Origin of the sequence: Methylobacterium sp. CB376 (genome assembly GCF_029714205.1) — a bacterium.
GTDB lineage: Bacteria > Pseudomonadota > Alphaproteobacteria > Rhizobiales > Beijerinckiaceae > Methylobacterium.
In genome coordinates, this window is the sequence record NZ_CP121648.1 from 2,870,001 (window position 1) to 2,892,212 (window position 22,212).

The window sequence follows — 22,212 nt, forward strand, 5'->3', positions numbered from 1 at the left end:
CTCCGCCGGCGCGGCGCCCTGCGCGCCGGGTCCAAGGCCATGGTCGAGGACCTGCGCCGGCTCAGCGCCGGCCTCGACGACGCGGTCGGAACCGCATCGTGAGCCCGCCGCTCACCGCGAATCCGTCGCCGCCGGCCCGGGCGACGCTCGTGCCGCCGGCGAGCGTGGCGCTGAGGACCGGGATGATGTCGGCGCGCAGGCCGGCCTCGACCTGGCCATAGGTCGCGCGGCTCGCCCGCCCGAGCTGCGTCCGGATCGGGAGCGCCGGCAGCGTCGTGACGGAGGTGACGATCGTGCGCGCACCGTCGAGGAATTCCCGCTCGGCGGTCAGGTGCAGGAAGCCCGTCACCGTTCCTGCGAAGGCCGCGAGGGGCGCCGTGCGCGGCTGCGCCCCGGCCCGCGCCACCAGCGAGGCGAGATCGGTGCCGCGCACGCTCTGGGTCTGGGCCGCGTCGCCGGCCTCGGTGTAGCCGTCGACGCGCGTGGTCGCGTCGGTCAGCGCGGTGACCGGGCCGAGGCGCCGGCCGTCCGTCGCGCTGGCCCCGCAGGACGCCGCCGCGTCCGCCTCGCCTGCATCCGCCCCTTGGTTCCATAAGATCCCTTATGCGAATCGGGTGTGTCGGCGCAAAGGAGACTTGTCGTCCGACATCTGGTTGATGGCTTGGCCATCTCCCATTTCGGCAATGCGGATGTCGGCGTCGCTCAGGCGCCGTGCCGGATCGCACGACCGGCCTTCCCCGCCGGGCAGCACAATCGAAGGCCCAGAGCAGGCTTGCGGCTTCGGCCCGAGCGAAGCCTGCCCTAGCGGTGCACCGGCCCTTCCGACTTCGCCGTGCCCAGGATGCACAGCGACACCCCGACCACGCCCACGACCGTGCCCAGCGCCGATTGGTGGATGAAGGACCAGTAATAGCCCGGGCCGCCGACGGCGATCCCGGCGAGGGTCAGGAGCAGGCCGCGGAGGAAGACCGGCGGCTTGGCCTCCGGGAGTTTGGCGTGCGGCGTATAGGTCGGGGTGGCGTCCATGCGCGGCCTCGCGGAGCGTCCCCCGTCAACGTCCGGCGCGCGGCCCGGGGTTCCGGGCCGCGCGCCGTCACAGCAGCTGGTCGAGCGTGATCGGCAGGCTGCGCACCCGGATGCCCGTCGCGTGCCAGACCGCGTTCGCCACCGCGCCCGCCGTTCCGGTGATGCCGATCTCGCCCACCCCCTTGATCCCGAGGGCGTTGACGTGCGGGTCCGCCTCCTCGACCAGGATCGCCTCCAGGGCGGGCACGTCGGCATTCACGGGCAGGTGGTACTCGGCGAGGTTCGCGTTCATGATCCGGCCGGTGCGGGGATCGTGGACGGCCCTCTCGTGCAGGGCGAAGGACAGGCCCCAGATCATCCCGCCGTAATATTGGCTGCGCACGAGGCGCGGGTTGATCACGCGCCCCGCCGCGAAGGCGCCCACGAGCCGCGTGCAGCGCACCTGCCCGAGATCCGGATCGACCTTCACCTCCGCGAAGACGGCGCCGTGGGCGTGCATCGCGTAGGCCTCGCGCGCCGCCGGATCGCCCGCGCCCTTGCCCCGCCCCTCGACGGAGGCGCGGCCCGCCCGGGCCAGGATCTCCGTGAAGGCCTCGCCGCGGCCCTCGTCGTCGCGGCGCAGCAGCCGGCCGCCGCGGGCGACCACCCCGGCATTGCCGGCCCCGAAGAGCGGCGAGCGCTCGTCCGCGGTGGCCAGCGCGGCGAGTGCGGCGATCGCGGCGGCGCCCGCCTCGTGGATCGCCGCCCCGGCCGTCGCCGTGTGGGCGGAGCCGCCGGCGATGCCGCCGTTCGGGAGCCGGGAATCGCCCATCCGGAACGCGACGGCGTCGATGTCGAGGCCGAGGGATTCGGCGGCGATCTGGGCCAGGGCGGTCCAGGCCCCCTGCCCCATGTCGTGGGCGCCGATCTCCACCGCAGCCCCGCCATCCGCCCGGATCTCGGCGCGCGCCTCGGCCTCGAACATCAGCGCCGGGAAGGTCGCGGTCCCGAGGCCCCAGCCCACCAGGAGCCCGTCGGTGTCGCGGCGCTGCCGCGGCGCGCGCGGGCGCCCGGCCCAGCCGAAGCGCTCCGCGCCCTGCCGGTAGCACTCGCGCAGGGCCTTCGACGAGAAGGGCCGGCCGGATGCGGGCTCGCGCTCGGCGTAGTTGCGCAGGCGGAATTCCAGCGGGTCGAGCCCGCAGGCCTCGGCGAGTTCGTCGACCGCGCTCTCCAGCGCCGCGCTGCCCGTCGCCTCGCCGGGCGCACGCATGAAGAGCGGCGTGCCGGTGTCGAGGCGCAGGGCCCGATGCGTCGTCCTGAGGGCGGGCGTCGCGTAGAGCGTGTGCGACACGCCGCCCGCCGGCTCGATGAAGTCGTCGAAGCGGCTGGTCGCGGTCAGCGTGCCGTGGTCGAGGGCGGTGAGCCGGCCCTCGGCATCGGCGCCGAGCCGCAGCCGCTGGCGGGTGGGCGCGCGGTGCCCGACCGGCCCGTACATCTGATCGCGGCGCAGCACCAGCTTGACCGGCCGCCCGGCGAGGCGGGCCGCCATGATGCCGAGCACCTGCGGCCCGGAAATCATGCCCTTCGAGCCGAAGCCGCCGCCGAGGAAGGGGCTCCGGATGTGGACGTCGTCGGGCGCGATGCCGAACAGGCCGGCGATCCGCCCCTGGGCCATCGCCATGCCCTGGCTCGGCGTGTCGAGGGTCAGGCGGTCCCCGTCCCAGGACACCACCACGGCGTGGGGCTCCATGGCGTTGTGGTACTGCGCAGGCGTCTCGTAGGTCGCGTCGATCCGCGCGGTCGCCCGGGCGAGGCCGTCCTCGACGTCTCCGACCGCGAGGTCGGCCGGCTCCCCGACCCCGACCGCGGGCGGCGCGAAGGCAGGCCCGGCGTCGAGCCCGATCGCGGGCGGCTCGCTCTCGTAGGTCGGGGCGAGCAGCGCGGCGCCCTCGGTCGCCGCCTCCAGCGTCTCGGCGATCACCACGGCGATCGGCTGGCCGGGATAGCGCACCTCCGGGCCCTGGAGCAGGTCGAGCCGGAAGGTGAAGGGGTCGTGCTTCTCGTCGGGGTCCTGCGCCAGGGGCGGCGCGTTCTCGGGCGTCATCACCGCGACGACCCCCGGATGCGCCAGGGCGGCCGGCGCGTCGAGGCCCGCGACGCGCCCGCGGGCGATGCTGCTCGTCGCGAGCACGGCGTGGAGCAGGCCCTCCGGGTGGTGGTCCGCCGCGTAGCGCGCGGCCCCCGTCACCTTGAGGGTCCCGTCGCGCCGCGTCAGGGGCTGGCCGAGATTCGAGCCGTGGCGGAGGCGGGCGGGCTCAGGCATGGGCGTGCTCTCCGGGGGCGGGGGCGAAGACCGAGGCCGGCAGGGCCGGCAGGCGCTCCGGCGTGCCGGCGGCCGCGCGGGCGAGCGCCCGGGCGACGAGGCGCCGCGCGAGCGGGATCTTGAACGCGTTGTCGCCCGAGGGGACCGCCCCGGAGAGCGCGGCCTCGCCCGCGCGGGCGAAGACTTCCGGCCCGGGAGCCGCGCCGGCGAGGAGCGCCTCCGCCTCGCGCGCGCGCCAGGGCTTCGCCGCCACCCCGCCGAGGGCCAGGCGCGCCTCCGCGATCCGCTCTCCGTCGAACCGCAGGGACGCCGCCGCCGACACCGACGCGAAGGCGTAGGACGTGCGCTCGCGCAGCTTGAGGTAGCGCGAGTGGCCCGCGAAGGCGGCGGCCGAGGGCGGAAGCCGGAGGGCGACCACGAGCTCGCCCGGAGCCAGCAGCGTCTCCCGCTCCGGGTGATTGCCGGGCAGGAGGTGGAAGCCGTCGAGGGGCAGGTCGCGCCGCCCCTGCGGGCCCTCCACCTCCGCGACCGCGTCGAGGGCGACCAGGGGCACGCAGAAATCGGACGGGTGAGTGGCGATGCAATGCGCGCTCCAGCCGAGCACCGCGTGCGCGCGGGTCTCGCCCCCGCGCGCGTCGCAGCCCGCGCCCGGGACGCGCCGGTTGCAGGCGCTCGCCGGGTCGTAGAAGTAGGGGCAGCGCGTGCGCTGCAGGACGTTGCCGGCCGCGGTGGCGGCGTTGCGCAGCTGCGCGGAGGCGCCCGACAGCAACGCCTCGGCCACGGCCGGACAGGCGCGGGCGAAGTCCGGGTCGGCGGCGAGGTCGGCGTTGCGCACCAGCGCACCGATGCGGAGGGAACCGTCGGGCAGGGTCTCGATCCGGTCGAGACCGGGCAGCCGCGTGAGGTCGACGAGCCGCGTCGGGCGCTCGATCCCTCCCTTCATCAGGTCGACGAGGTTGGTGCCGCCGGCGAGGAAGGCGGAGCCCGCCCCGGCGCCGGCCGCCACCGCCTCCGCGATCGTGGCCGGGCGAAGGTACTCGAACCGGTTCATGCCGCCTCTCCCCGGCCCTGCTTCTCCGCTCTGGCGAGGCGCGCCCGCGCGTCGCGCACCGCCTCGGTGATCCCCGCATAGGCGCCGCAGCGGCAGAGATTGCCGCTCATGCCCTCGCGGATGCGCTCGGGATCGTCCCCCGCCAGCCCCTCGCGGATCAGCCCGATCGCCGACATGATCTGCCCCGGGGTGCAGTAGCCGCATTGCAGCGCGTCGTGGTCGAGGAAGGCCTCCTGCACCGGATGGAGCGCCCCGTCCCGCGCCACGCCCTCGATCGTCACGACCTCGGCGCCGTCGAGGCTGACCGCGAGCGCCAGGCAGGCATTCACGCGCCGCCCGTCGACCAGCACCGTGCAGGCGCCGCACTGGCCGCGGTCGCAGCCCTTCTTGGTGCCCGTGAGGGCGAGCCGCTCGCGCAGGAGGTCGAGGAGCGTCACCCGCGCATCCTCCAGGACGAGCGCGCGCGCGTCGCCGTTCACCGTGAGTGTGATCGGTATGGTCATGCCGGCTTCCTGTTCGGAACCCTTACACTAGGTGCCGCGGCGGGGCCGGCCAGCCCCGCTCGTCCCCGGCCCCGCTCCCGCGACACCGTGTCGGCCGGTCCTCGACCATTCCGGCCGCCGCGGCGCCGGCGGGAAGACCAGTTCAGACCCCGCGCGCCGCCCGCTCGCGCCGGACCGCGCAAGGTGGCGACCGGGGGCAATGCTCCGGCACGGCGTCGCTCCACTGCATGGTCGGAATCCTGACAGTCAACGCGGCCGGCTTGCCTTTGCGGACGGCCCATGCCACGCCCCGCGAAGGCATCGCTCGGCTTGGTCGCGGTCCGTCGATCTTTGGGGTGAGCCCGCGAGACTTGCGAGCGGCGACGGCGGGAGTTCCGGTTGAGTGAGCGTGAGGAGCCGGCCGCCGTCGCGGCCGAGCGGGTGACGGAGCTGGAGGCCGAACTGGCGCGGCTGCGCCGCTCCCTCGACGAGGCGACCCGGCGCGCCGCGGCGGAGACGCCGACGAGCCATGCCGGGCACGAGCGGGAACTGGCGGAGGCGAGGGCCGAACTCGCCCTCGCCCAGGCCCGGCTCGCCGAGCTCGAACAGTCCAATGCCGGTCTCCACGCCGAGCGGCTGAGTCTGACGGCGAGCGAGGCGCGCTACAGACTCGCGGTCGAGAGCGCCCGCGACTACGCGATCTTCACCACGGACCTCACCGGCCGCATCACCGGCTGGAACACCGGGGCGGAGGGCCTGCTCGGCTGGAGCGAGGCCGAGGCCCTGGGGCAACCGCTCAACCTCATCTTCACGCCCGACGACGACCGCGCCGCCATCGCGGAGGCGGAGATGCGCCTCGCCGTCACCGAGGGCCGGGCCGAGGACGACCGCTGGCACCAGAGGCGCGACGGCAGCCGGTTCTGGGCCAACGGGGTCATGATGCCGCTGCGCGACGACGCGGGCGCGCTCGCGGGCTTCCTGAAGATCCTCCGCGATCGGACGGCGCAGAAGAAGGCCGAGGAGCACCAGGCGCTGCTGCTGAACGAGCTGAACCACCGGGTGAAGAACACGCTCGCCACCGTCCAGGCCTTCACCACCCAGACCCTGCGCAGCGCCGCCTCCCTGGCGGAGGCCCGAGAGGCGATCACCGCCCGCCTGATCGCCCTGTCCAAGGCGCACGACGTGCTGACGGACGAGAACTGGCAGGGGGCGGACCTCGCCCAGATCGTCGCGGACGCCCTGCGCCTGCACGGCGACGGCCAGCGCTGCCGCTGGCAGGGCAATCCGATCCGGGTCTCCGCGCGGATCGCGCTCGCCCTCGCGATGGTGCTGCACGAACTCGCCACCAACGCGACCAAGTACGGCGCGCTCTCGAACGCCCACGGGACCGTGGCGGTGACGTGGCGCATCGCCGAGGAGGACGGGGAGCCGCGCCGCGCGCCGCGCCTGAGCCTTCACCTGCGCTGGGAGGAGCGCGGCGGCCCGCCCGTCCTGCCGCCGACGCGCCAGGGCTTCGGCTCGCGGATGATCGAGCGCGGCGTCGGCAGCGAACTCGGGGGCACGGTGCGGCTCGCCTACCCGCCGGAGGGCGTCGTCTGCGACCTTCACCTGCCGCTGGAGATGGGCTGATCCGCCGTCCGGACGCTCAATTCCGGACAGCGGATGACACGCCCGCGCGGCGCTTGAGCGACGCCGACATCCGCGTGACGACGCAATCCGTCGGGTGTCGTGTGACGCCCCTCAGGGCAGGCGCGCCCGCCCGAGTCCGTCCCCCGCCCCGTCCGGGACCGACAGGTAGGTGAGCCGGTCCGGTCCGGGCGCGGCCTCGCGCAGGCGCTCGAGGCCGCGACGGATGTCCCGCCGCCCCGCGGCCCAGCGGTCGCGGATCGAGGATGGGGAGAAGTCGAGGGTCTTGGCCGAGACCTCGTCGGGTCCGCCCTGATAGGCGAGATGCAGCAGGGTGGCCCGGGCGCCGTCGGGCTCCAGCCGGGCATGCAGCGCGTAGTCCCGCCGCAGCGCGGCCACGCTGCGCCGCGTCGCGCTCGCGAAGATGAGGTCGTGCGCCCGCTCCAGCACGGCGTCGAGGCTGCGCGGGCGCGGCGCCCGCAGGCTGAACAGCTCGGCCGCGATGCAGAGGAGGTCCCGCTCCGGCGGATCCGCCAGCACCAGGTCGAGCGGCACGTTGTTGGTGTAGCCCGCGTCGCAGTAGAGGCGCCCGGCGATCTCCACCGGCGGGAAGGCCGGGATGATCGAGGCGCTCGCCAGGATGTGGTCCGGCCCGATGCCCCCATCCGCCGTGTCGAACCGCACCTCGTCGCCGGTCTCGACATCGACCGCGGTGACCGTCAGCCGGGTGTCGCCCCGGTTCAGGCGGTCGAAATCGACAAGCCGCGTCAGGGTCGCGCGCAGCGGCGCGAGATCGTAGAGGGCGACGTCGTTCGGCATCCAGGGCAGGGCCGACCACAGGCCCGGGAAGCGCTGGCGGAAGAGCGAGGGCCGGCCGGCCAGGGCCGCGAGCGCGGAGTGGAGGCCGTTATAGGTCTGGCGCAGCTTGGTGGCGCCGGTGGGTTCGCGCAGCGAGTGGACGGCCGCCTCGGCCCAGAATTCCCGCAGGCGGTCGAGGCGGGCCTCGGGCGGGTTGCCGACCAGGAGCGCGCCCGTCACCGCGCCGATCGAGGCCCCGACGATGCGGCGCGGCCGGATCTCCTCGGCGATGAGGTGCTCGCAGATGCCCGCCAGGTAGGCGCCGAGGGCGTTGCCGCCGCCCAGAACCAGGGCGACGTCTTGCGGCAGGGTTCGAGAGGGTGACGGCAAGGCGGGATCCGGGCTGAGGGCGTGTCCGGCTCAATGTCGCGGTTTCGGGCCGGTTCCCCTTCGGGAGCCGGCGGGTGCGGCGCCTCCCGCGCGCTTTCGCCGCGCATCCGCCCGCCCGTCCGGACGTTGCCGCCGCGGTCGTCGAGAGGGGCAGAGGCATGTCGCAGCCGGGTGAGCCGCCGGTCCCGGGTCGGGTCTACGAGATCCCGCCGCGCTCGGGGGTCGCCTTCGCGCTCGACCGCGGGCAGCGCCTCACCGTGATCGATCCGCAGGGGGAGCAGGTCGCGGACCTCCTGGCCTTCCGCCGCGGCGACGTGGAGGAGGTGATCTCCTCGGGGCGCACCATCGACTATGTCGGGCGCATCTTCCTGAGCACGGGCGACCCGCTCTACTCGAACCGGAGCGCCGTGCTCCTGCGCATCGTCGAGGACACGGTCGGCCGGCACGATTTCCTGCTGACGCCCTGCTCGGCCGACACGTTCCGCATCATCTACGGCGACGCGCACCCGCATCACGGCTGCTTCGGCAACCTCGCCCGGGCGCTCGCGCCCTACGGGGTGACGCCCGACCGGATCCCGGTCGCGTTCAACGTCTTCATGCACGTCACCGTGGACGGGGCGAGCGGCGCGATCGCCGTCAGGCCACCGCTCAGCCGCGCCGGCGACCGGGTCGTGTTCGCGGCCGAGGCCGATCTGGTGATCGGGCTCACCGCCTGCTCGGCGCTGCAATCGAACAACTACGCCTTCAAGCCGATCCACTACCGGGTGGATGCTGCCTGATTCCGCGGTGATCGCCCGACCGGGGGCAGGAACAACCCCTACCCGACGAGGTTGTCCCGCCGCCGTGGATGCGTCGCGCGCGATTCTTTCACCGCGTTCTGTTTTCGGCACCCGCCGCGCCAGCGCGCGGCGACGCCGTCGACGGCTCCCTCACCCTGGAAAACCTTGTCCTGCGTGCCATGACCTTTCCCGAGGATGATGCCGACCACCCCCTGGCCAACCGCTTCAGGGCCTTCCTGCGCCGCCCGGCCTTCCCCTGCGTCGGCGCGAAATCCGCCCTGCAGCGCGGGCAACTGCGGCTCGTGGTGGCGGGCGACCTCGCGGCGGGGCGCGACGACGACCGGATCTACCCGGCGCTGCTCGCCTTCGTGGCGCGCACCCGCGAGGCGCCCGGGCTGTTCCAGAGCTTCGCGGTGCTGTTCGAGGGGCCGACCTCCCTGACCGAGGAGGCTTTCGAGACGCATCTCTGGGCGCGCATCCAGGCCCTCTCGGACCGGGACAGCCGGGTCGGCCTGCCCTACGACCCGCGCGTGCGCGCGGACCCGGACGACCCGCACTTCGCCCTGAGCCTCGGGGGCGAGGCCTTCTTCGTGGTCGGGCTGCATCCCGGCGCGAGCCGGCCGGCCCGGCGCTTCGAGGCGCCGGCGCTGGTGTTCAACCTGCGGGAGCAGTTCGTGCGATTGCGCGCGGAGGGGCGCTACGAGAGCCTGCGCGCCGCGATCCTGGACCGGGACCTGGCCTGGACGGGCTCGATCAACCCGATGCTGGCGCGGCACGGCGAGACCTCGGAGGCGCGCCAGTACAGCGGGCGGCTGGTCGGCGAGGCCTGGACCTGCCCGTTCCGCCGCCGCGAGACCGCGCCGCGCGGCGATCCCGACCAGGTGGCGCGCGACCTGCGGGCGGGCGCCTTCCTGGCCCCGCCGCGGGCCCGCACGGAGCAGCTGTGATGATGGCGCTGGACCAGGGCAAGGAGGCGGCGCTGCTGGCGCTGGTGGAGGCCGTCCGCGCCACCGGCTACCGCTTCACCACGGTGACGCCGGCGACGCATGCGCGGGTGAACGGCCGCCCGCAGAACCGGGAGGCGCGCAACCTGCGCGACGTTCTCGGCTGGAGCCGGCCGTTCCGCCCGCACCTCCTGCCCCCGCCGCTGCTGGCGGCCCTGCGAGAGGCCGCGGCGGTCGTGCCCGAGGGCGATCTCCTGCGGCCGGCGCTCAGGCTGTCCAGCCTCGACGGCGAACTCTTCCTGCACTCGGCCTTCCCGCCGCTCGCCGCCGATTCGGTCTTCTTCGGGCCGGACACCGTGCGGTTCGCCGCAGCCGTGCTGGACCATCTCGCCGCGCGCGAGCGCCCGGTGCGGCGCGCCGTCGACATCGGCTGCGGCTCGGGCGCCGCCGGCATCCTGATCGCCAAGCGCGCCCCCGGGGCCGAGGTGGTGCTGGTCGACATCAACGAGAAGGCGCTGCGGGCGGCGCGGCTGAACGCGCGGGCCGCCGGGGTCGCGAACGTGCGCGCGCGGCCCAGCAACATGCTGTCCGGCGTCGAGGGCGCCTTCGACCTCATCGTCTCGAACCCGCCCTTCATGGTCGACGCGGCCGGCCGGGCCTACCGGGACGGCGGCGGCGCCCTCGGCACGGGGCTCTCCCTCGCGGTCGTGCGCGCGGCCGCCGAGCGCCTCGCCCCGGGCGGGACGCTGGTTCTGTTCACCGGCGCCGCGATCGTCGAGGGGGCGGACCCGTTCCGGGAGGCGGCGGCCGCCGCCTGCGAGGCGGCCCGCCTCGCCTGGACCTACCGGGAGGTCGACCCGGACGCCTACGGCGAGGAACTCGACGGGCCGGCCTACGCGGCGGCCGAGCGGATCGCCCTCGTCGTCCTGACCGCCACGAGGCCGGAATGACCGACGTGACCGCAATGCCCGCCGCGCCCGATCGCGCCGCCGAGACCGAGGCCTTCCGGTGCGACGCGCTCGCCGGGCTCGGCCGCACGCCGAGGTCCCTGCCCGGCAAGTACCTGTGGGACGAGACCGGCTCGACGCTGTTCGACCGGATCTGCGGCAGCCGCGACTATTACCCGACCCAGCAGGAGATGGGGCTGCTGCCGGAGGTGGCGGCCGAGGTCGCGGGCGTGGTCGGGCGCGGCGCCACCATCGTCGAGTACGGCAGCGGCGCGAGCCGCAAGATCCGCACCCTGCTCGACCGGCTCGAGGCCCCTGCCCGCTTCATCGCCCTCGACATCTCCTGGGACTTCCTGGTGGCGGCGATCGACCGGCTCGCCCGGGATTACCCGGCCGTGGCGATGCGGCCGGTCCACGCCGACTACGCCCGGCCGATCCGGCTGCCGATCGACCTCGGCGGCGGCCCGGTCCTGGGCTTCTTCCCGGGCACGAGCATCAGCAACTTCGCGCCCGACGGGGCCGTGGCCTTCCTGGGGCGCGTGCGCGACACGCTCGGGCCGAGCCGCCTCCTGATCGGGGTCGATCCGACCCACGACCCGGACCGGCTCCTGCGCGCCTACGGCGGCAGCGACGGCCTGATGGCGGCGCTGCACCTCAACCTGCTGGCGCGCGCCAACCGCGAGATCGAGGCCGGCTTCGATCTCGACGCGTTCCGGCACGAGGCGCGGGTGGTGGAGGATCCGTTCCGGGTCGAGGCCCATCTGGTGGCGCGGCGGCCGACCGCGTGCCGGATCGCCGGTCGGGTCATCGACTTCGCGGCCGGCGAGAGCATCCACACCGACAATTCCTACAAGTACGCGCCGGACGCCTTCCGGGCCCTCGCTTTCGCGGCGGGCTGGGTGCCGAAACGGGTCTGGGTCGACGCGGAGGGGCTCTTCAGCCTGCACCTTCTCAGATGCGATTAAGCGATTGCGGGAGAAGGACGAAGCGGCGCCCCGCGCCGGGCCGAGGCGAGCCGCGGCGGGGTGTCAGCATCGTCCCGTAACTGTCTGATCAAAAGTGACTTTCATGCACCGGAGCCGGGCGCCGATCCGTCCCGGCGGGCGGGGGTGCCCCGCCTCTGCCGCGAGGCGCCCCGGCCCGCATGGCCCGCTCCGTCGTGGACGGGCCGGGAGCGAACCCCCGCCCCGCCCCGCGGATCGCGCCGCGCGCCTCAGCGGTAGCCGTCGTAGCGCTCGCTGCTCCGGCTCATGCCGCGGGCCACGTAGTCGCCCGTGATCGAGCGCTGGCCGAACATCAGCCACGCGAGGCCGAAGCCGATCGCGCCGGCGACGAACCAGCCCGTCATCGTGGCCCCGTCCACGTCGCCCACGTAGTCGCGCCCGCGCTGCACGTAGCGCGAGCCCTGCTCGGCGACGTCGTCCCAGCGGTCAGAGGCCTGGTCGGCGAGATTGCGCGCCGCGCTCGTCGCCTGATCGTAGAGGCTCTCGCCGCCCTGGCCGCCGCGGCCCGTGGTGCTGCGGGGGCCTCCGGCTTGTGTTCCACCAGCCATGTCCATCCTCCTCCGGTCTGACGGCCGGGGACCGGGCCGGCCCCACGGCGATGGCGCCCCCACAACGCCGTGCCGCGCGACGGTGTTCCGCCGGGCGTCGGCGCTCCGCCGCGCGACGGAGCGCCGACGCGGGACGGTGGTGCGGAGCGGGGTGCGCGACCGCAGCGGGCGCCGTCACTCGGTCGGGGACGCGGGGGCGTCGATCTCCTCGGGGTCCGGCCCCCAGGCGCCGAGCGTGTGCGTCTCCGCCCGGACGAGATGCTCCGGCGGCGCCCCGTCAGGGCACGCCTCCGGCGGGCCCTCCGCCAGCGCCGCGAAGGCGGCGCGGATCTCCGGATCGCCGAGGGCCCGCGCGAAGGCGTCGCGGTCCGCGCAGGTGAGCCTGCGGCCCTCGAAGCGGGCGTAGACCAGCCCCGTCGCGGGCTCGGCGAAGCGGATCAGGCGCATCTTGCGGGCGCAGTCGCGCAGGAAGCCGGTGTTGCGGGAGGGCGCCATCGCGTCGGCGCCCGGATAGACCTGCGGCGGGCCGCCGGCGTCGACGTTGATGCGCCGGAAGCGCTCGATGTCGAGGAGGCGGGCCGGATCGAGGATCGTCATCTCGCCGTTCCAGCCGAAGGCGACGGTGCGCGGGCGGCAGCCCTGCGCCACGCTGTTGTCCAGGAACTCCGTGTGCACCCGCCGGTCCGGCTTCAGCGCCCAGGTGAAGAACAGCCGCGGCATGCCGGTGAAGGCCTCGACGTTGTGGGCGAGGAGGTCGTCGACGGCCTTGTAGCGGCCGAAGCGCTCGCCCCGCAGCCATGCCCGCTCGACCGTCGCGTCCGGCGGCGTGATCATGAACAGCATGTAGATCCGGTCGCCGAAGCGGGTGAGGAGCTGACTCCCGTCCTCCGCCCGCGAATCCGCCGCGAAGCTGTCGAACCGGAACCGGTCGATCAGCAGGTGCGACATCCGTCCCTGGCGCGCCTTGGCCGCCATGTAGCGGTCGAGCTTGGTGTTGACGATCTCGACCTCGTGGCCGGTCAGCGTCCCCGCGTAGCGCCGCGCAGGGCCGAGCGAGGCGTAGTCCAGCAGGAACTTGCGCCAGATGTCGGGGCTGATGAGGGCGAAATCGGACCAGTCCGCGCCGATCCGCCCGGCCAGCGCCCGCTGCAGGGGCCGCATCGTGCTCTTGCCCGAGGCCGAGGCGCCCTTGACGTTCATGACGATCGGCCGGGCCTGCGGGGTCAGCACGCGGTAGCCCTCGCGCAGAGCCGCCTCCCGGAACCACGGGTCGAGGAGCCGGCCGATCTCCCGGCTGCCGTGCCCGTTCGAGACCAGCGGCGCGGCGATCCGCAGGATCAGGGCACGGTCGCGCAGCAGCCGGCCGCGCTGGCGGATGATCCCCGCCACGGCCCGGCGCAGCGCCTCGCAGGCGGCGCGCGCGAGGGAATCCTCCTCCCGCGCCGCCCGCTCGCAGGATTCGGCGAGGATCCGGAGCGCCCGCTCCTCGACCGGCTCCGCCGCGGGGCCGGGCGCCGGAGCGGCACGGAACCGCGACAGCCAGCCCTTCCTCGCCGGCGGCGGCGGCGGCGCGAAGATCGCGTCGAGGACGCGCTCCATCCGGGCGGAGGCCCGCGCGTCGACGCCGTCGAGGGCCGCGCGGAGCTCGGCGTGGCGGGGCCGGATCGCGGTCGCCAGGATCCGCTCGGTCATCCGGCGGAAATTCACCCCGAGATCCGCGTATTCCTGCCCGGTCGGGACCGAGAGGTCGGCGGTGACGCGCACCAGAACCTCGTGCACGGCCAGCCGCTCGGGCCGGAACGCGACCAGATCCTGCGGCGCCAGACCGCAGACCCCGGCGAGGTCCTCCGCGTCGGCGAGCCGGGTCGAGACGTTCTCGGGCCGAAACACCGTCGCGAGGGGCAGGAAGGCCCGCGGCAGAGTCGATTCAATCCCCGGATTCCAGGGACCGAAGGCGGTCAAGGTCTCGTCGGACGGGTCGCTGAGCATCGGCGGGGCCCTCCTCGCGAAGCGTCTCCTATTTGACACATGGTATCTGGTATGCCAACTTCCCATTGACGCCGCCGCGAGGCGGTGCAAGACCGGCCGCCCGGGTGCGCCGCGTCGCTCGGCGCCGGATCCTGTCCGGCGAGGGCGGCGCAGCCGCGAGGGCGCACCGGCGCGAGCGAGGGAGCGCCCGATGGTGAGAGAGTCGAGGTCGTTCGCGACCCGTCCGACGTCCGGACGCGTCGCGCCGGGGCCCGCCGCCCGCCCGCTCCCCGCCGCCTGCCCGAATCCCCCGCGAGACCGCCGTGGAGCCCGGATCACGCCTGCCGTGACTCGGGCCGTCTCATCCGGCTCCGGCCGGCCCCGCAACCGCTCAAGGTGAAGACACGCGCATGACCAAGGCACTCGAAGGCGTGAAGATCCTGGATTTCACGCATGTCCAGTCCGGGCCGACCTGCACGCAGCTGCTGGCGTGGTTCGGCGCCGACGTCATCAAGGTCGAGCGTCCGGGCGTCGGCGACATCACGCGCTCGCAGCTGCAGGATGTGCCCGACGCGGACAGCCTGTATTTCACGATGCTGAACTCGAACAAGCGGTCGATCACGCTCGACACGAAGAACCGGAAGGGCATGGAAGTGCTCGAGGATCTCGTGCGGACCTGCGACGTGCTGGTCGAGAACTTCGCCCCCGGGGCGCTCGCCCGGATGGGCCTGACCTGGGAGCGCATCCAGGCGCTCAACCCGCGCATGATCGTCGCCTCGGTCAAGGGCTTCGGCCCGGGCCCGTACGAGGATTGCAAGGTCTACGAGAACGTCGCGCAGTGCGCCGGCGGCGCCGCCTCCACGACCGGGTTCCGGGACGGCCTGCCGCTGGTGACCGGCGCGCAGATCGGCGATTCCGGCACCGGCCTGCACCTCGCGCTCGGCATCGTGACGGCCCTCTACCAGCGCACCCATACGGGCCGCGGCCAGCGCGTCGACTGCGCCATGCAGGACGGGGTGCTGAACCTGTGCCGGGTGAAGCTGCGCGACCAGCAGCGCCTGAGCCACGGGCCGCTCAAGGAGTACAGCCAGTTCGGCGAGGGCGTGCCCTTCGGCGATTCCGTGCCGCGCGCCGGCAACGATTCCGGCGGCGGCCAGCCGGGCCGCATCCTCAAGTGCAAGGGCTGGGAGACCGACCCCAACGCCTACCTCTACTTCATCACGCAGGCGCCGGTCTGGGAGAAGATCTGCGACGTCATCGGCGAGCCGGAATGGAAGACCCATCCCGACTACGCCAAGCCGGCCGCCCGCCTGCCCCGCCTGAACCAGATCTTCGAGCGCATCGAGCAGTGGACGATGACGAAGAGCAAGTTCGAGGCGATGGAGATCCTCAACCGCTACGACATTCCCTGCGGCCCGATCCTGTCCATGAAGGAGCTGGCCGAGGAGCCGTCGCTGCGGGCGACCGGCACGATCGTGGAGGTCGAGCACCCGGTGCGCGGCGCGTACCTGACCGTCGGCAACCCGATCAAGCTGTCCGACAGCCCGACCGAGGTGAAGCGCTCGCCGCTGCTCGGCGAGCACACCGACGAGGTGCTGCGCGAGGTGCTCGGCTACGGCGAGGAGCGGATCGTCGACATCGCCGCCTCGGGGGCGATCGGCGCCTTGCCGAAAATCGCCGCCGAGTAGGCCCTGACGCCGCGGCGCCCGCTCCCCGGGCGCCGCCCACCGGACGCGACGGCCGCCGCGCCTCCCGCGGCGGCCGAACGGGGAGGCTTGCGCGCGACGAAGCTCCCCTGACGGAGGCCTTTATGCGCATCGCACTCATCGGTCAGCAGGATTTCGGCAAGGCCGTGCTCGAGGCCTTCCTGGAGCGGGGCGACACGGTCGCGGGCGTGTTCTGCGCGCCCGACCGGGAGGGTGCCAAGCCCGACGCGCTGAAGCGCGAGGCGGAGGCCCGCGGGCTGCCGCTCCACCAGTTCCCGAGCCTCAAGAGCCAGGACGCGGCCGACACGCTGCGCGCCCTCGACGCCGATCTCGGCGTGATGGCCTACGTGCTGCAATTCGCGCCCCAGAGCTTCGTGACGATCCCGCGGCACGGGACGATCCAGTACCACCCGTCCCTGCTGCCGGCCTATCGCGGTCCCTCCTCGATCAACTGGCCGATCGCCAAGGGCGACGCGCGCACCGGGCTAAGCATCTTCCGGCCGACGGACGGCCTCGACGAGGGACCGGTGATCCTGCAGAAGACCTGCGAGATCGGCCCGGACGACACGCTCGGCGACGTCTATTTCGGCCGGCTCTTCCCGATGGGCGTTGCCGCGATGCTGGAGGCCGCCGATCTCGTGGTGGCGGGACGCCACCGGGAGGTGGTGCAGGACGAGGCGCAGGCGAGCTACGAGGGCTGGTTCTCGGCCAAGGCCGCGCGCCTGTCCTGGGACTCCCATATCGATCACCTCTACAACCTGATCCGCGCCGCCAACCCGGCGCCGGGGGCCTGGACCACCCTGGAGGGGCGCAAGCTCCAGTTCTTCGACTGCCGCAAGCACCCGGTGCGGCGGATCGCCGAGGTGAAGGGGGCGCTCGGCGAGGTCGTGGCGGTCGGCGAGGAATCGATCCGCATCACCGCCCAGGGCGGCCAGATCGAGCTGTTCAAGCTGAAGCCGGAGGGCGGGTCCAAGATGTCGGCCGGCGCCTTCGCGCGCGAGGGCGGGATCCGGGTCGGTCATATCCTCGGGACCTGAGGGGGAGACGGGGCGGCGTCCGATCGCCGCCCCCGCCGCGCGCGGGCGCCGCGCCTATCCTCCGAGCGGCGCCGGGCGCGGCGAGACGCCCTGCGCGAGCGCCGCGTCGCGCTCCGCCGCGCAGGCGCGGGCGTGGGCCGGACGCGCGCGCAGGCGCGCCAGGTACGCCCTGGCGAAATCCGGGACCTGCTCGTCCAGCCCCGCCATCTCGGCCAGCATCAGCGCGTAGCCGAGGCTGATATCCGCCGCGGTGAAGCGGTCCGCCGCCGCGTAGGTCCGGTCCCCGAACAGGCTGCCGAAGGCGCGCAGGCGCGAGCCGAACCAGCGGGCGTAATCCTCCACCACCTGCGGCAGGCGCCGCTCGGGCGGCTCGAAGCGGCCGTAGCGGAGCACCAGCGTCTGCGGGACGGTCAGCGTCGCCTCGCCGAGATGCAGCGCGTTCAGGTAGGCGCCGTACTCCGCCTCCTCGGGCGCGACGCCGAGGTTCCCCGGGCTGTAGCGGGCCCCCAGATAGGCGCAGATCGCCGCCGACTCCGTCATGACGGTGTCGCCGTCGCGGAAGGCCGGGATCGTGCCGAGCGGGTTGACCGCGAAGAAATCCTTGCGGTGGGCCCGCGGCGGGAAGGGCAGCACCACGAGTTCGTAGGGAAGGCCGATCTCCTCCAGCATCCAGAGCGGCCGGAAGGAGCGCGCGCCGACGCAGTGATGCAGCCTGATCATGCGGTCGCCTCCCCGCGCGAGAGCATCGTCCGACGAAGGGATGCCGGTTCGTCGCAGACAATGCGGCCCTATCAAAGACCGGGAGCGGCGACCGACGCCGCATGACCGGGCGCTGCTTGACGTCTTTGGTTCTGCCGCATGTCCTACGCTGAACCGGCATCCCCCTTCAGCGGGACATGCTCCAGCCTCGCGCGGGCGGGGCCGCATGGCAAGGCGCGCGGTCCCGCTCCTCGGGCGGATCCCCGGTGCCGGATCGATCGCCGGAGAACCGCCTCACGCGGCCCGGGCCGGGCGGGTCGGCGGCTTGTCCTCGGTCACGTCCACCGCCGGCAGCGCGTCCATGACCCGGGAGGCCGGGAAGGTCACGATCACCTCGGTCCCCTCCCGCGGCTTCGACTTCAGCTGGAAGCCGCCGCCATGCAGGTCGACGAGCCCCTTCACGATCGGCAGGCCGAGGCCGGACCCCTGCTCGGCCGTCTTGATCGCCAGAGAGCCGCGGCCGAAGGAGGACATCACGGTCGGGATCTCGTCTTCCGGGATGCCCGGCCCCGTATCCTTGATGCTGACGTACTGGCCGCCCGACGAGGTCCAGCCGACCTTGATGGTGATCTCGCCCCCGGGCGGCGTGAACTTGATGGCGTTCGACAGGATGTTGAGCACGATCTGACGGACGGCGCGCTCGTCGGCCCAGAGCCGCGGCAGGGACGGGTCGACGAGTTCCCGGAAGTTCTGGTTCTTCGCCCGCGCCCTGAGGCCCATCATGTGCCGGCACTCCTCGACCACGTAGGCGAGCTGCACCGCCTCCTCGTTGAGTTCGTAGCGCCCGGCCTCGATGCGCGACAGGTCGAGGATCTCGTTGATCAGGTTGAGCAGGTGCAGGCCGCTCTCGTGAATGTCGGTCGAGTATTCCTGGTAGGAGGGCGAGGCGTGCGGCCCGAAGACCTCGTTCTTCATCACCTCCGAGAAGCCCAGGATGGCGTTGAGGGGCGTGCGCAGCTCGTGGCTCATGGTGGCGAGGAAGCGCGACTTGGCGAGGTTCGCCTCCTCGGCGCGGCGGCGCGCCTCGTCGGAATTGGCCTTGGCCTGTTCGAGCTCGCCGAAGATCGCGTCCTTCTCGGCCCGCGATTGCAGCGCCGCCACGGTCGAGCGGAAGAGATGATTCGACAGGACCAGGAAGAAGAGCTGGGCGCCGACCGCCATGGCGACGAGCATCACGGATTCGAAGCCGCGGGTCACCAGGAGCAGGCCGAGCGTCGCGAGGCTGAGCGGAACCAGCCCCGCCCCGGCCGCGAGCGGCACGGTGGCGGCGAGCATCGTGGTCCCGGCCGCGACGATGACCAGCACGAACAGCACGAAGGTCTGGGCGTTCGCGGCCTCGACCGAGAAGGGCAGCAGCGCGAGGAGCGCCCAGGCGGTGCTCTGGGTCACCTCGCCGATCACGGCACGCCGCCGCGAGCCGCGCAGGGCCACCGAGTCCGGCGCCTGGCGCAGGAAGCTGCGCGCGAAGACCGCGACCGCCGCGATGCTGCCGAGCACCCCGCAGAGCCACACCGCGCTCCACACCAGCGGCAGCCAGACCGCGGAGGCGGCGGCGACGCAGAGCGCGAACAGCGTCAGCGGCAGGAACGCCCCGATCCGGTACTGGGCGAAGATGCGCAGCAGCTCGTAGTCGAAGGCGCGCTCCAGCCCGATCGAGGAGGTCAGCCGCTCGCGGGCCGAGCGCACGTCGCGCGCGCGCTGGCGCCGCCGCGCCGCCTCCTCGGCGGTCGGGCCCCGCCCGCGCCGCACCATCTGGGCCGTGACTTCGGACATGGGCTCGGGTCGCGCCGCTCCTGCCTCCCGGACGGGGACGAGGACCGAGGCTTGCGGAAAATTATTAAGGTTGCCCTGCCCTGACCGGAGAAACACCGGCCTATCCCGGGCCTGCGCACCGCGCACGCGCATGTGCGGCAGCGCACAAACGCCGCGCTTGCGCCCGTGCCAGGTGTCGCGGCACACCAGCCGCGCTGGAACCACTCCAGAGTATCGTCGGAGCGTGCGATGCCGAAGCTCACCGTCAACGGCAGAACCGTCGAGGTCGATGCCGATCCCGAGATGCCGCTCCTGTGGGCGATCCGGGACCACCTGAATCTCACCGGCACCAAGTACGGCTGCGGCATCGCCCAGTGCGGAGCCTGCACCGTCCACATCGACGGCCAGCCGGCCCGCGCCTGCCAGGCACGCATCGGCGACCTCGCCGAGGCGAAGATCACCACGATCGAGGGCGTCTCCGGCAAGGTGGCGGAGGCGGTCCAGGCCGCGTGGCGCAACCTCGACGTCGTGCAGTGCGGCTATTGCCAGTCCGGCCAGATCATGTCAGCGATCGGGCTGCTCTCCGAGAACAAGGCGCCGAGCGACGCGGAGATCGACGGCGCGATGGACGGCAACATCTGCCGCTGCGGCACCTACCAGCGCATCCGGGCGGCGATCCACGACGCCGCCCGCGCCCTCGCCTGACCCCCGGAGGCTGTCCATGGTCCACGTGCTGGGCGCCAAGCGCCCCTCCGAGCGCCCCTCCGAGCGCGCCCCCGAGCGCCCCTCGGCACCCTCCCGCCGCGCCTTCCTGGCGGGCGCCGCCACGGCCGGCACCGCCCTCGTCGTCGGCTTCCATCTCGGCTCGTCCGGAGCCCGGGCCGAGGCCGCGGGCCCCGACCTCTCGAAGGTCCCGGCCAAGCCCAACGCCTTCGTGCGCATCGCCGCCGACGACAGCGTCACGGTGGTGATCAAGCACCTCGACATGGGCCAGGGCAACACGACCGGGCTCGCCACGATCCTGGCCGACGAGCTCGATGCCGACTGGGCGCAGGTGCGCACCGCCTTCGCGCCCGCGGACGCCTCGCTCTACAACAACCTCGCCTTCGGCCCGATCCAGGGCACCGGCGGCTCCACGGCCGTCGCCAATTCCTGGATCCAGCTGCGCAAGGCCGGGGCCGCCGCGAGGGCCATGCTGGTCTCCGCCGCCGCGGCCGCCTGGCAGGTGCCGGCCGCCGAGATCACGGTGCAGAAGGGCGTGATCCGCCACGCCGCAAGCGGCAAGGAGGCCCGGTTCGGCGCCTTCGCGGCGGCCGCGGCCGCGCAGCCGGTGCCCGAGACCCCGCGCCTCAAGGAGCCCGGGGAGTGGACGCTGATCGGGACCAAGCTCCCGCGGCTCGATTCCGCCGCCAAGACCGACGGCAGCGCGGTCTACGCCCTCGACATCCGGCGCCCGAACCAGCTGACCGCCGTGGTGGCGCGCCCGCCGCGCTTCGGCGCTGCGCTGAGGTCCCTCGACGACGCGGCCGCCCGCAAGGTCGCGGGCGTGGTCGACGTGGTCAGGATCCCGATGGGCGTCGCGGTCGTCGCCCGCGACACCTGGTCGGCCATGAAGGGCCGCGAGGCCCTGCGGATCACCTGGGACGACGCGGGCGCCGACCGGCGCTCCTCGGAGCAGCAGCTCGCGGAGTACAAGGCGCTCGCCGCCAAGCCCGGCCTCGTCGCCGCCAGGCAGGGCGACGCGGCGGGCGGGATCAAGGGGGCGGCCAAGGTGCTGGAGGCGGAGTTCGCCTTCCCGTTCCTCGCCCACGCCCCGATGGAGGTGCTCAACGCCACGATCGAGAAGGCGGCGGACGGCACCTACCTGATCCATGCCGGCTCGCAGTTCCAGACCATCGAGCAGGTCGTGGCGGCGCAGATCCTCGGCACCACGCCCGACCGGATCCGCATCAACACGGTCTGGGCCGGCGGCTCCTTCGGCCGGCGGGCCACCACCTCGGCGGATTACATCGCGGAGGCGGCCGCCATCCTCAAGGCGACCGGCGAGGGCCGGCCGATCCACCTCGTCTGGACGCGCGAGGACGACATCACGGGCGGCTATTACCGGCCGGCCGCCTATCACCGCATCCGCGCCGGTCTCGACGCGGCGGGCGCCATCACGGGCTGGGAGCACACGCTCGTCGGCAAGTCGATCCTGATCGGCACGCCCATGGAGGCGATGCTGGTCAAGGACGGCGTCGACGCGACCACGGTCGAGGGCGCCGCGGACACGCCCTACGCCCTGCCGGCCTATCGCTTCGAGGTGCACAACGTGCGCGACGCGGTGCCGGTGCTGTGGTGGCGCTCGGTCGGCCACTCGCACACCGCCCAGGCCATGGAGGTGTTCATCGACGAGCTCGCCCACGCGGCGGGCAAGGACCCTGTCGCCTACCGGCTCGGCCTGCTGCAGAAGGCGCCGCGGCTGTCGGGCGCCCTGCGCCTCGCGGCCGAGAAGGCCGGCTGGAGCGAGCGCCAGGAGAAGCCCGGCCAAGCGAAGCCCGGCCAAGCGAAGCCCGGCCAAGCGAAGCCCGGCCAGGGCCTCGGCGTCGCCGCGCACGAATCCTTCGGGTCCTACGTGGCGATGGTCGCCGACGTGACGGCCGAGGCCGGCAAGGTCAAGGTGAACCGCATCGTCGCGGCGGTCGATGTCGGCGTGCCGGTGAACCCGGACGTGATCCGGGCCCAGGTCGAGGGCGCGGTCGGCTTCGCGCTCTCTTCGGTGCTGCGCAACCGCATCACCTTCCGGGACGGCGTGGTGCAGGAGACGAACTTCGACGCCTACGAGCCGACCCGGATGAGCGAGATGCCGCGGGTCGAGGTGCACATCGTGCCCTCGCGGGAGGCGCCGACCGGGATCGGCGAGCCCGGCGTGCCGACGCTCGCGCCGGCGATCGCGAACGCGATCTTCGCCGCGACGGGCCAGCGGCTGCGCTCGCTGCCCCTCGACCTCGCGGCCCTGCGCGGGGTGTGATGGCGCACCGCGCCCAGGCTTCCCGGGCGCTATCCCGGACCTGACCAGACGTTTCGAGACTTTCCCCAGCGCGGCTCCGGCCG

Annotated in this window: 20 protein-coding genes (1 of these 20 cut by a window edge); 10 read left to right on the forward strand and 10 right to left on the reverse strand. The window is 73.6% G+C overall.

The window, feature by feature from the left end; translation table 11 throughout:
• Positions 1 to 102, forward strand: partial view of an inositol monophosphatase family protein gene (locus QA634_RS12970; RefSeq protein WP_012332403.1) — the final stretch only. It extends 708 nt beyond the left edge of the window; the window shows 102 of its 810 coding nt (coding positions 709–810); the start codon falls outside the window, past its left edge; the stop codon is at positions 100 to 102.
• On the opposite strand, the gene QA634_RS12975 is transcribed toward QA634_RS12970, so the two are convergent.
• The 5 genes from QA634_RS12975 to QA634_RS12995 all read right to left on the reverse strand — a co-directional run bounded on the left by QA634_RS12975 (position 62) and on the right by QA634_RS12995 (position 4,882).
• The gene (locus tag QA634_RS12975; protein ID WP_150108641.1) at positions 62 to 598 is read right to left on the reverse strand and encodes an autotransporter domain-containing protein; all 537 of its coding nucleotides are present in this window, start codon (positions 596 to 598) and stop codon (positions 62 to 64) included. The genes QA634_RS12970 and QA634_RS12975 overlap by 41 nt on opposite strands.
• Before the next feature lie 203 nt (positions 599 to 801).
• Positions 802 to 1,026, reverse strand: coding sequence for a hypothetical protein (locus QA634_RS12980; RefSeq protein WP_012332404.1), 225 nt, complete (start codon positions 1,024 to 1,026; stop codon positions 802 to 804).
• Positions 1,027 to 1,093: 67 nt separating this feature from the next.
• On the reverse strand, positions 1,094 to 3,328 hold the full coding sequence (locus QA634_RS12985) for a xanthine dehydrogenase family protein molybdopterin-binding subunit (protein ID WP_012332405.1): 2,235 nt from the start codon (positions 3,326 to 3,328) through the stop codon (positions 1,094 to 1,096).
• Positions 3,321 to 4,379, reverse strand: coding sequence for an FAD binding domain-containing protein (locus QA634_RS12990; RefSeq protein ID WP_012332406.1), 1,059 nt, complete (start codon positions 4,377 to 4,379; stop codon positions 3,321 to 3,323). The genes QA634_RS12985 and QA634_RS12990 overlap by 8 nt, the downstream gene beginning before the upstream one ends.
• Positions 4,376 to 4,882 (reverse strand): (2Fe-2S)-binding protein, encoded by a 507-nt coding sequence (locus tag QA634_RS12995; protein WP_012332407.1) that lies wholly within the window; start codon positions 4,880 to 4,882, stop codon positions 4,376 to 4,378. Before QA634_RS12995 ends, QA634_RS12990 begins: the two co-directional genes overlap by 4 nt.
• Before the next feature lie 378 nt (positions 4,883 to 5,260).
• Between QA634_RS12995 and QA634_RS13000 the strand changes: the two genes are divergently transcribed.
• Positions 5,261 to 6,490 carry a sensor histidine kinase gene (locus QA634_RS13000; protein ID WP_012332408.1) on the forward strand — a complete coding sequence of 410 codons (1,230 nt, stop codon included), beginning with the start codon at positions 5,261 to 5,263 and terminating at the stop codon, positions 6,488 to 6,490.
• Positions 6,491 to 6,601: 111 nt separating this feature from the next.
• Here QA634_RS13000 and QA634_RS13005 read toward each other — a convergent pair whose 3' ends face one another.
• Positions 6,602 to 7,675 carry a patatin-like phospholipase family protein gene (locus QA634_RS13005; protein WP_012332409.1) on the reverse strand — a complete coding sequence of 358 codons (1,074 nt, stop codon included), beginning with the start codon at positions 7,673 to 7,675 and terminating at the stop codon, positions 6,602 to 6,604.
• A gap of 158 nt (positions 7,676 to 7,833) precedes the next feature.
• Between QA634_RS13005 and QA634_RS13010 the strand changes: the two genes are divergently transcribed.
• The 4 genes from QA634_RS13010 to egtD all read left to right on the forward strand — a co-directional run bounded on the left by QA634_RS13010 (position 7,834) and on the right by egtD (position 11,310).
• Entirely contained in the window at positions 7,834 to 8,454 is a 621-nt protein-coding gene (locus QA634_RS13010) for a DUF1989 domain-containing protein (protein WP_012332410.1), read from the forward strand.
• 179 nt (positions 8,455 to 8,633) lie between these two features.
• On the forward strand, positions 8,634 to 9,401 hold the full coding sequence (gene gntA, locus QA634_RS13015; RefSeq protein WP_012332411.1) for a guanitoxin biosynthesis heme-dependent pre-guanitoxin N-hydroxylase GntA: 768 nt from the start codon (positions 8,634 to 8,636) through the stop codon (positions 9,399 to 9,401).
• Entirely contained in the window at positions 9,401 to 10,348 is a 948-nt protein-coding gene (locus tag QA634_RS13020) for a methyltransferase (RefSeq protein WP_012332412.1), read from the forward strand. Before gntA ends, QA634_RS13020 begins: the two co-directional genes overlap by 1 nt.
• On the forward strand, positions 10,345 to 11,310 hold the full coding sequence (egtD, locus tag QA634_RS13025) for an L-histidine N(alpha)-methyltransferase (RefSeq protein WP_012332413.1): 966 nt from the start codon (positions 10,345 to 10,347) through the stop codon (positions 11,308 to 11,310). Before QA634_RS13020 ends, egtD begins: the two co-directional genes overlap by 4 nt.
• Positions 11,311 to 11,558: 248 nt before the next feature.
• On the opposite strand, the gene QA634_RS13030 is transcribed toward egtD, so the two are convergent.
• Positions 11,559 to 11,897 carry a hypothetical protein gene (locus QA634_RS13030; protein ID WP_012332414.1) on the reverse strand — a complete coding sequence of 113 codons (339 nt, stop codon included), beginning with the start codon at positions 11,895 to 11,897 and terminating at the stop codon, positions 11,559 to 11,561.
• A gap of 174 nt (positions 11,898 to 12,071) precedes the next feature.
• Positions 12,072 to 13,886, reverse strand: coding sequence for a hypothetical protein (locus QA634_RS13035; protein WP_012332415.1), 1,815 nt, complete (start codon positions 13,884 to 13,886; stop codon positions 12,072 to 12,074).
• 389 nt (positions 13,887 to 14,275) lie between these two features.
• On the opposite strand from QA634_RS13035, the gene frc reads away from it, so the two are divergent.
• A complete protein-coding gene (gene frc, locus QA634_RS13040; protein ID WP_012332416.1) occupies positions 14,276 to 15,553 on the forward strand; it encodes a formyl-CoA transferase in 1,278 nt (425 codons plus the stop codon).
• A 122-nt stretch (positions 15,554 to 15,675) separates the two neighbouring features.
• A complete protein-coding gene (locus tag QA634_RS13045; RefSeq protein ID WP_012332417.1) occupies positions 15,676 to 16,608 on the forward strand; it encodes a methionyl-tRNA formyltransferase in 933 nt (310 codons plus the stop codon).
• A 54-nt stretch (positions 16,609 to 16,662) separates the two neighbouring features.
• Here the strand turns inward: QA634_RS13045 and QA634_RS13050 are convergent, their stop codons facing one another.
• Entirely contained in the window at positions 16,663 to 17,328 is a 666-nt protein-coding gene (locus tag QA634_RS13050; RefSeq protein WP_012332418.1) for a glutathione S-transferase family protein, read from the reverse strand.
• 273 nt (positions 17,329 to 17,601) lie between these two features.
• Positions 17,602 to 19,140 carry a sensor histidine kinase gene (locus QA634_RS13055; protein WP_012332419.1) on the reverse strand — a complete coding sequence of 513 codons (1,539 nt, stop codon included), beginning with the start codon at positions 19,138 to 19,140 and terminating at the stop codon, positions 17,602 to 17,604.
• A 228-nt stretch (positions 19,141 to 19,368) separates the two neighbouring features.
• Between QA634_RS13055 and QA634_RS13060 the strand changes: the two genes are divergently transcribed.
• Both QA634_RS13060 and QA634_RS13065 read left to right on the forward strand, forming a co-directional pair.
• Positions 19,369 to 19,824 (forward strand): (2Fe-2S)-binding protein, encoded by a 456-nt coding sequence (locus tag QA634_RS13060; protein ID WP_012332420.1) that lies wholly within the window; start codon positions 19,369 to 19,371, stop codon positions 19,822 to 19,824.
• Positions 19,825 to 19,840: 16 nt separating this feature from the next.
• Positions 19,841 to 22,129 (forward strand): xanthine dehydrogenase family protein molybdopterin-binding subunit, encoded by a 2,289-nt coding sequence (locus tag QA634_RS13065; protein WP_012332421.1) that lies wholly within the window; start codon positions 19,841 to 19,843, stop codon positions 22,127 to 22,129.
• Positions 22,130 to 22,212: the final 83 nt, after the last annotated feature.

Coding starts and splice junctions, on each gene's coding strand:
- gntA (WP_012332411.1), top strand. CDS start 8,634: ATGACCTTTCCCGAGGATGATGCCGACCACCCCCTGGCCAACCGCTTC.
- QA634_RS13065 (WP_012332421.1), top strand. CDS start 19,841: ATGGTCCACGTGCTGGGCGCCAAGCGCCCCTCCGAGCGCCCCTCCGAG.
- QA634_RS13055 (WP_012332419.1), bottom strand. CDS start 19,140: ATGTCCGAAGTCACGGCCCAGATGGTGCGGCGCGGGCGGGGCCCGACC.
- QA634_RS12990 (WP_012332406.1), bottom strand. CDS start 4,379: ATGAACCGGTTCGAGTACCTTCGCCCGGCCACGATCGCGGAGGCGGTG.
- QA634_RS12995 (WP_012332407.1), bottom strand. CDS start 4,882: ATGACCATACCGATCACACTCACGGTGAACGGCGACGCGCGCGCGCTC.
- QA634_RS12980 (WP_012332404.1), bottom strand. CDS start 1,026: ATGGACGCCACCCCGACCTATACGCCGCACGCCAAACTCCCGGAGGCC.
- QA634_RS13035 (WP_012332415.1), bottom strand. CDS start 13,886: ATGCTCAGCGACCCGTCCGACGAGACCTTGACCGCCTTCGGTCCCTGG.
- frc (WP_012332416.1), top strand. CDS start 14,276: ATGACCAAGGCACTCGAAGGCGTGAAGATCCTGGATTTCACGCATGTC.
- QA634_RS13010 (WP_012332410.1), top strand. CDS start 7,834: ATGTCGCAGCCGGGTGAGCCGCCGGTCCCGGGTCGGGTCTACGAGATC.
- QA634_RS13050 (WP_012332418.1), bottom strand. CDS start 17,328: ATGATCAGGCTGCATCACTGCGTCGGCGCGCGCTCCTTCCGGCCGCTC.
- QA634_RS13020 (WP_012332412.1), top strand. CDS start 9,401: ATGATGGCGCTGGACCAGGGCAAGGAGGCGGCGCTGCTGGCGCTGGTG.
- QA634_RS13060 (WP_012332420.1), top strand. CDS start 19,369: ATGCCGAAGCTCACCGTCAACGGCAGAACCGTCGAGGTCGATGCCGAT.
- egtD (WP_012332413.1), top strand. CDS start 10,345: ATGACCGACGTGACCGCAATGCCCGCCGCGCCCGATCGCGCCGCCGAG.
- QA634_RS12985 (WP_012332405.1), bottom strand. CDS start 3,328: ATGCCTGAGCCCGCCCGCCTCCGCCACGGCTCGAATCTCGGCCAGCCC.
- QA634_RS13030 (WP_012332414.1), bottom strand. CDS start 11,897: ATGGCTGGTGGAACACAAGCCGGAGGCCCCCGCAGCACCACGGGCCGC.
- QA634_RS13045 (WP_012332417.1), top strand. CDS start 15,676: ATGCGCATCGCACTCATCGGTCAGCAGGATTTCGGCAAGGCCGTGCTC.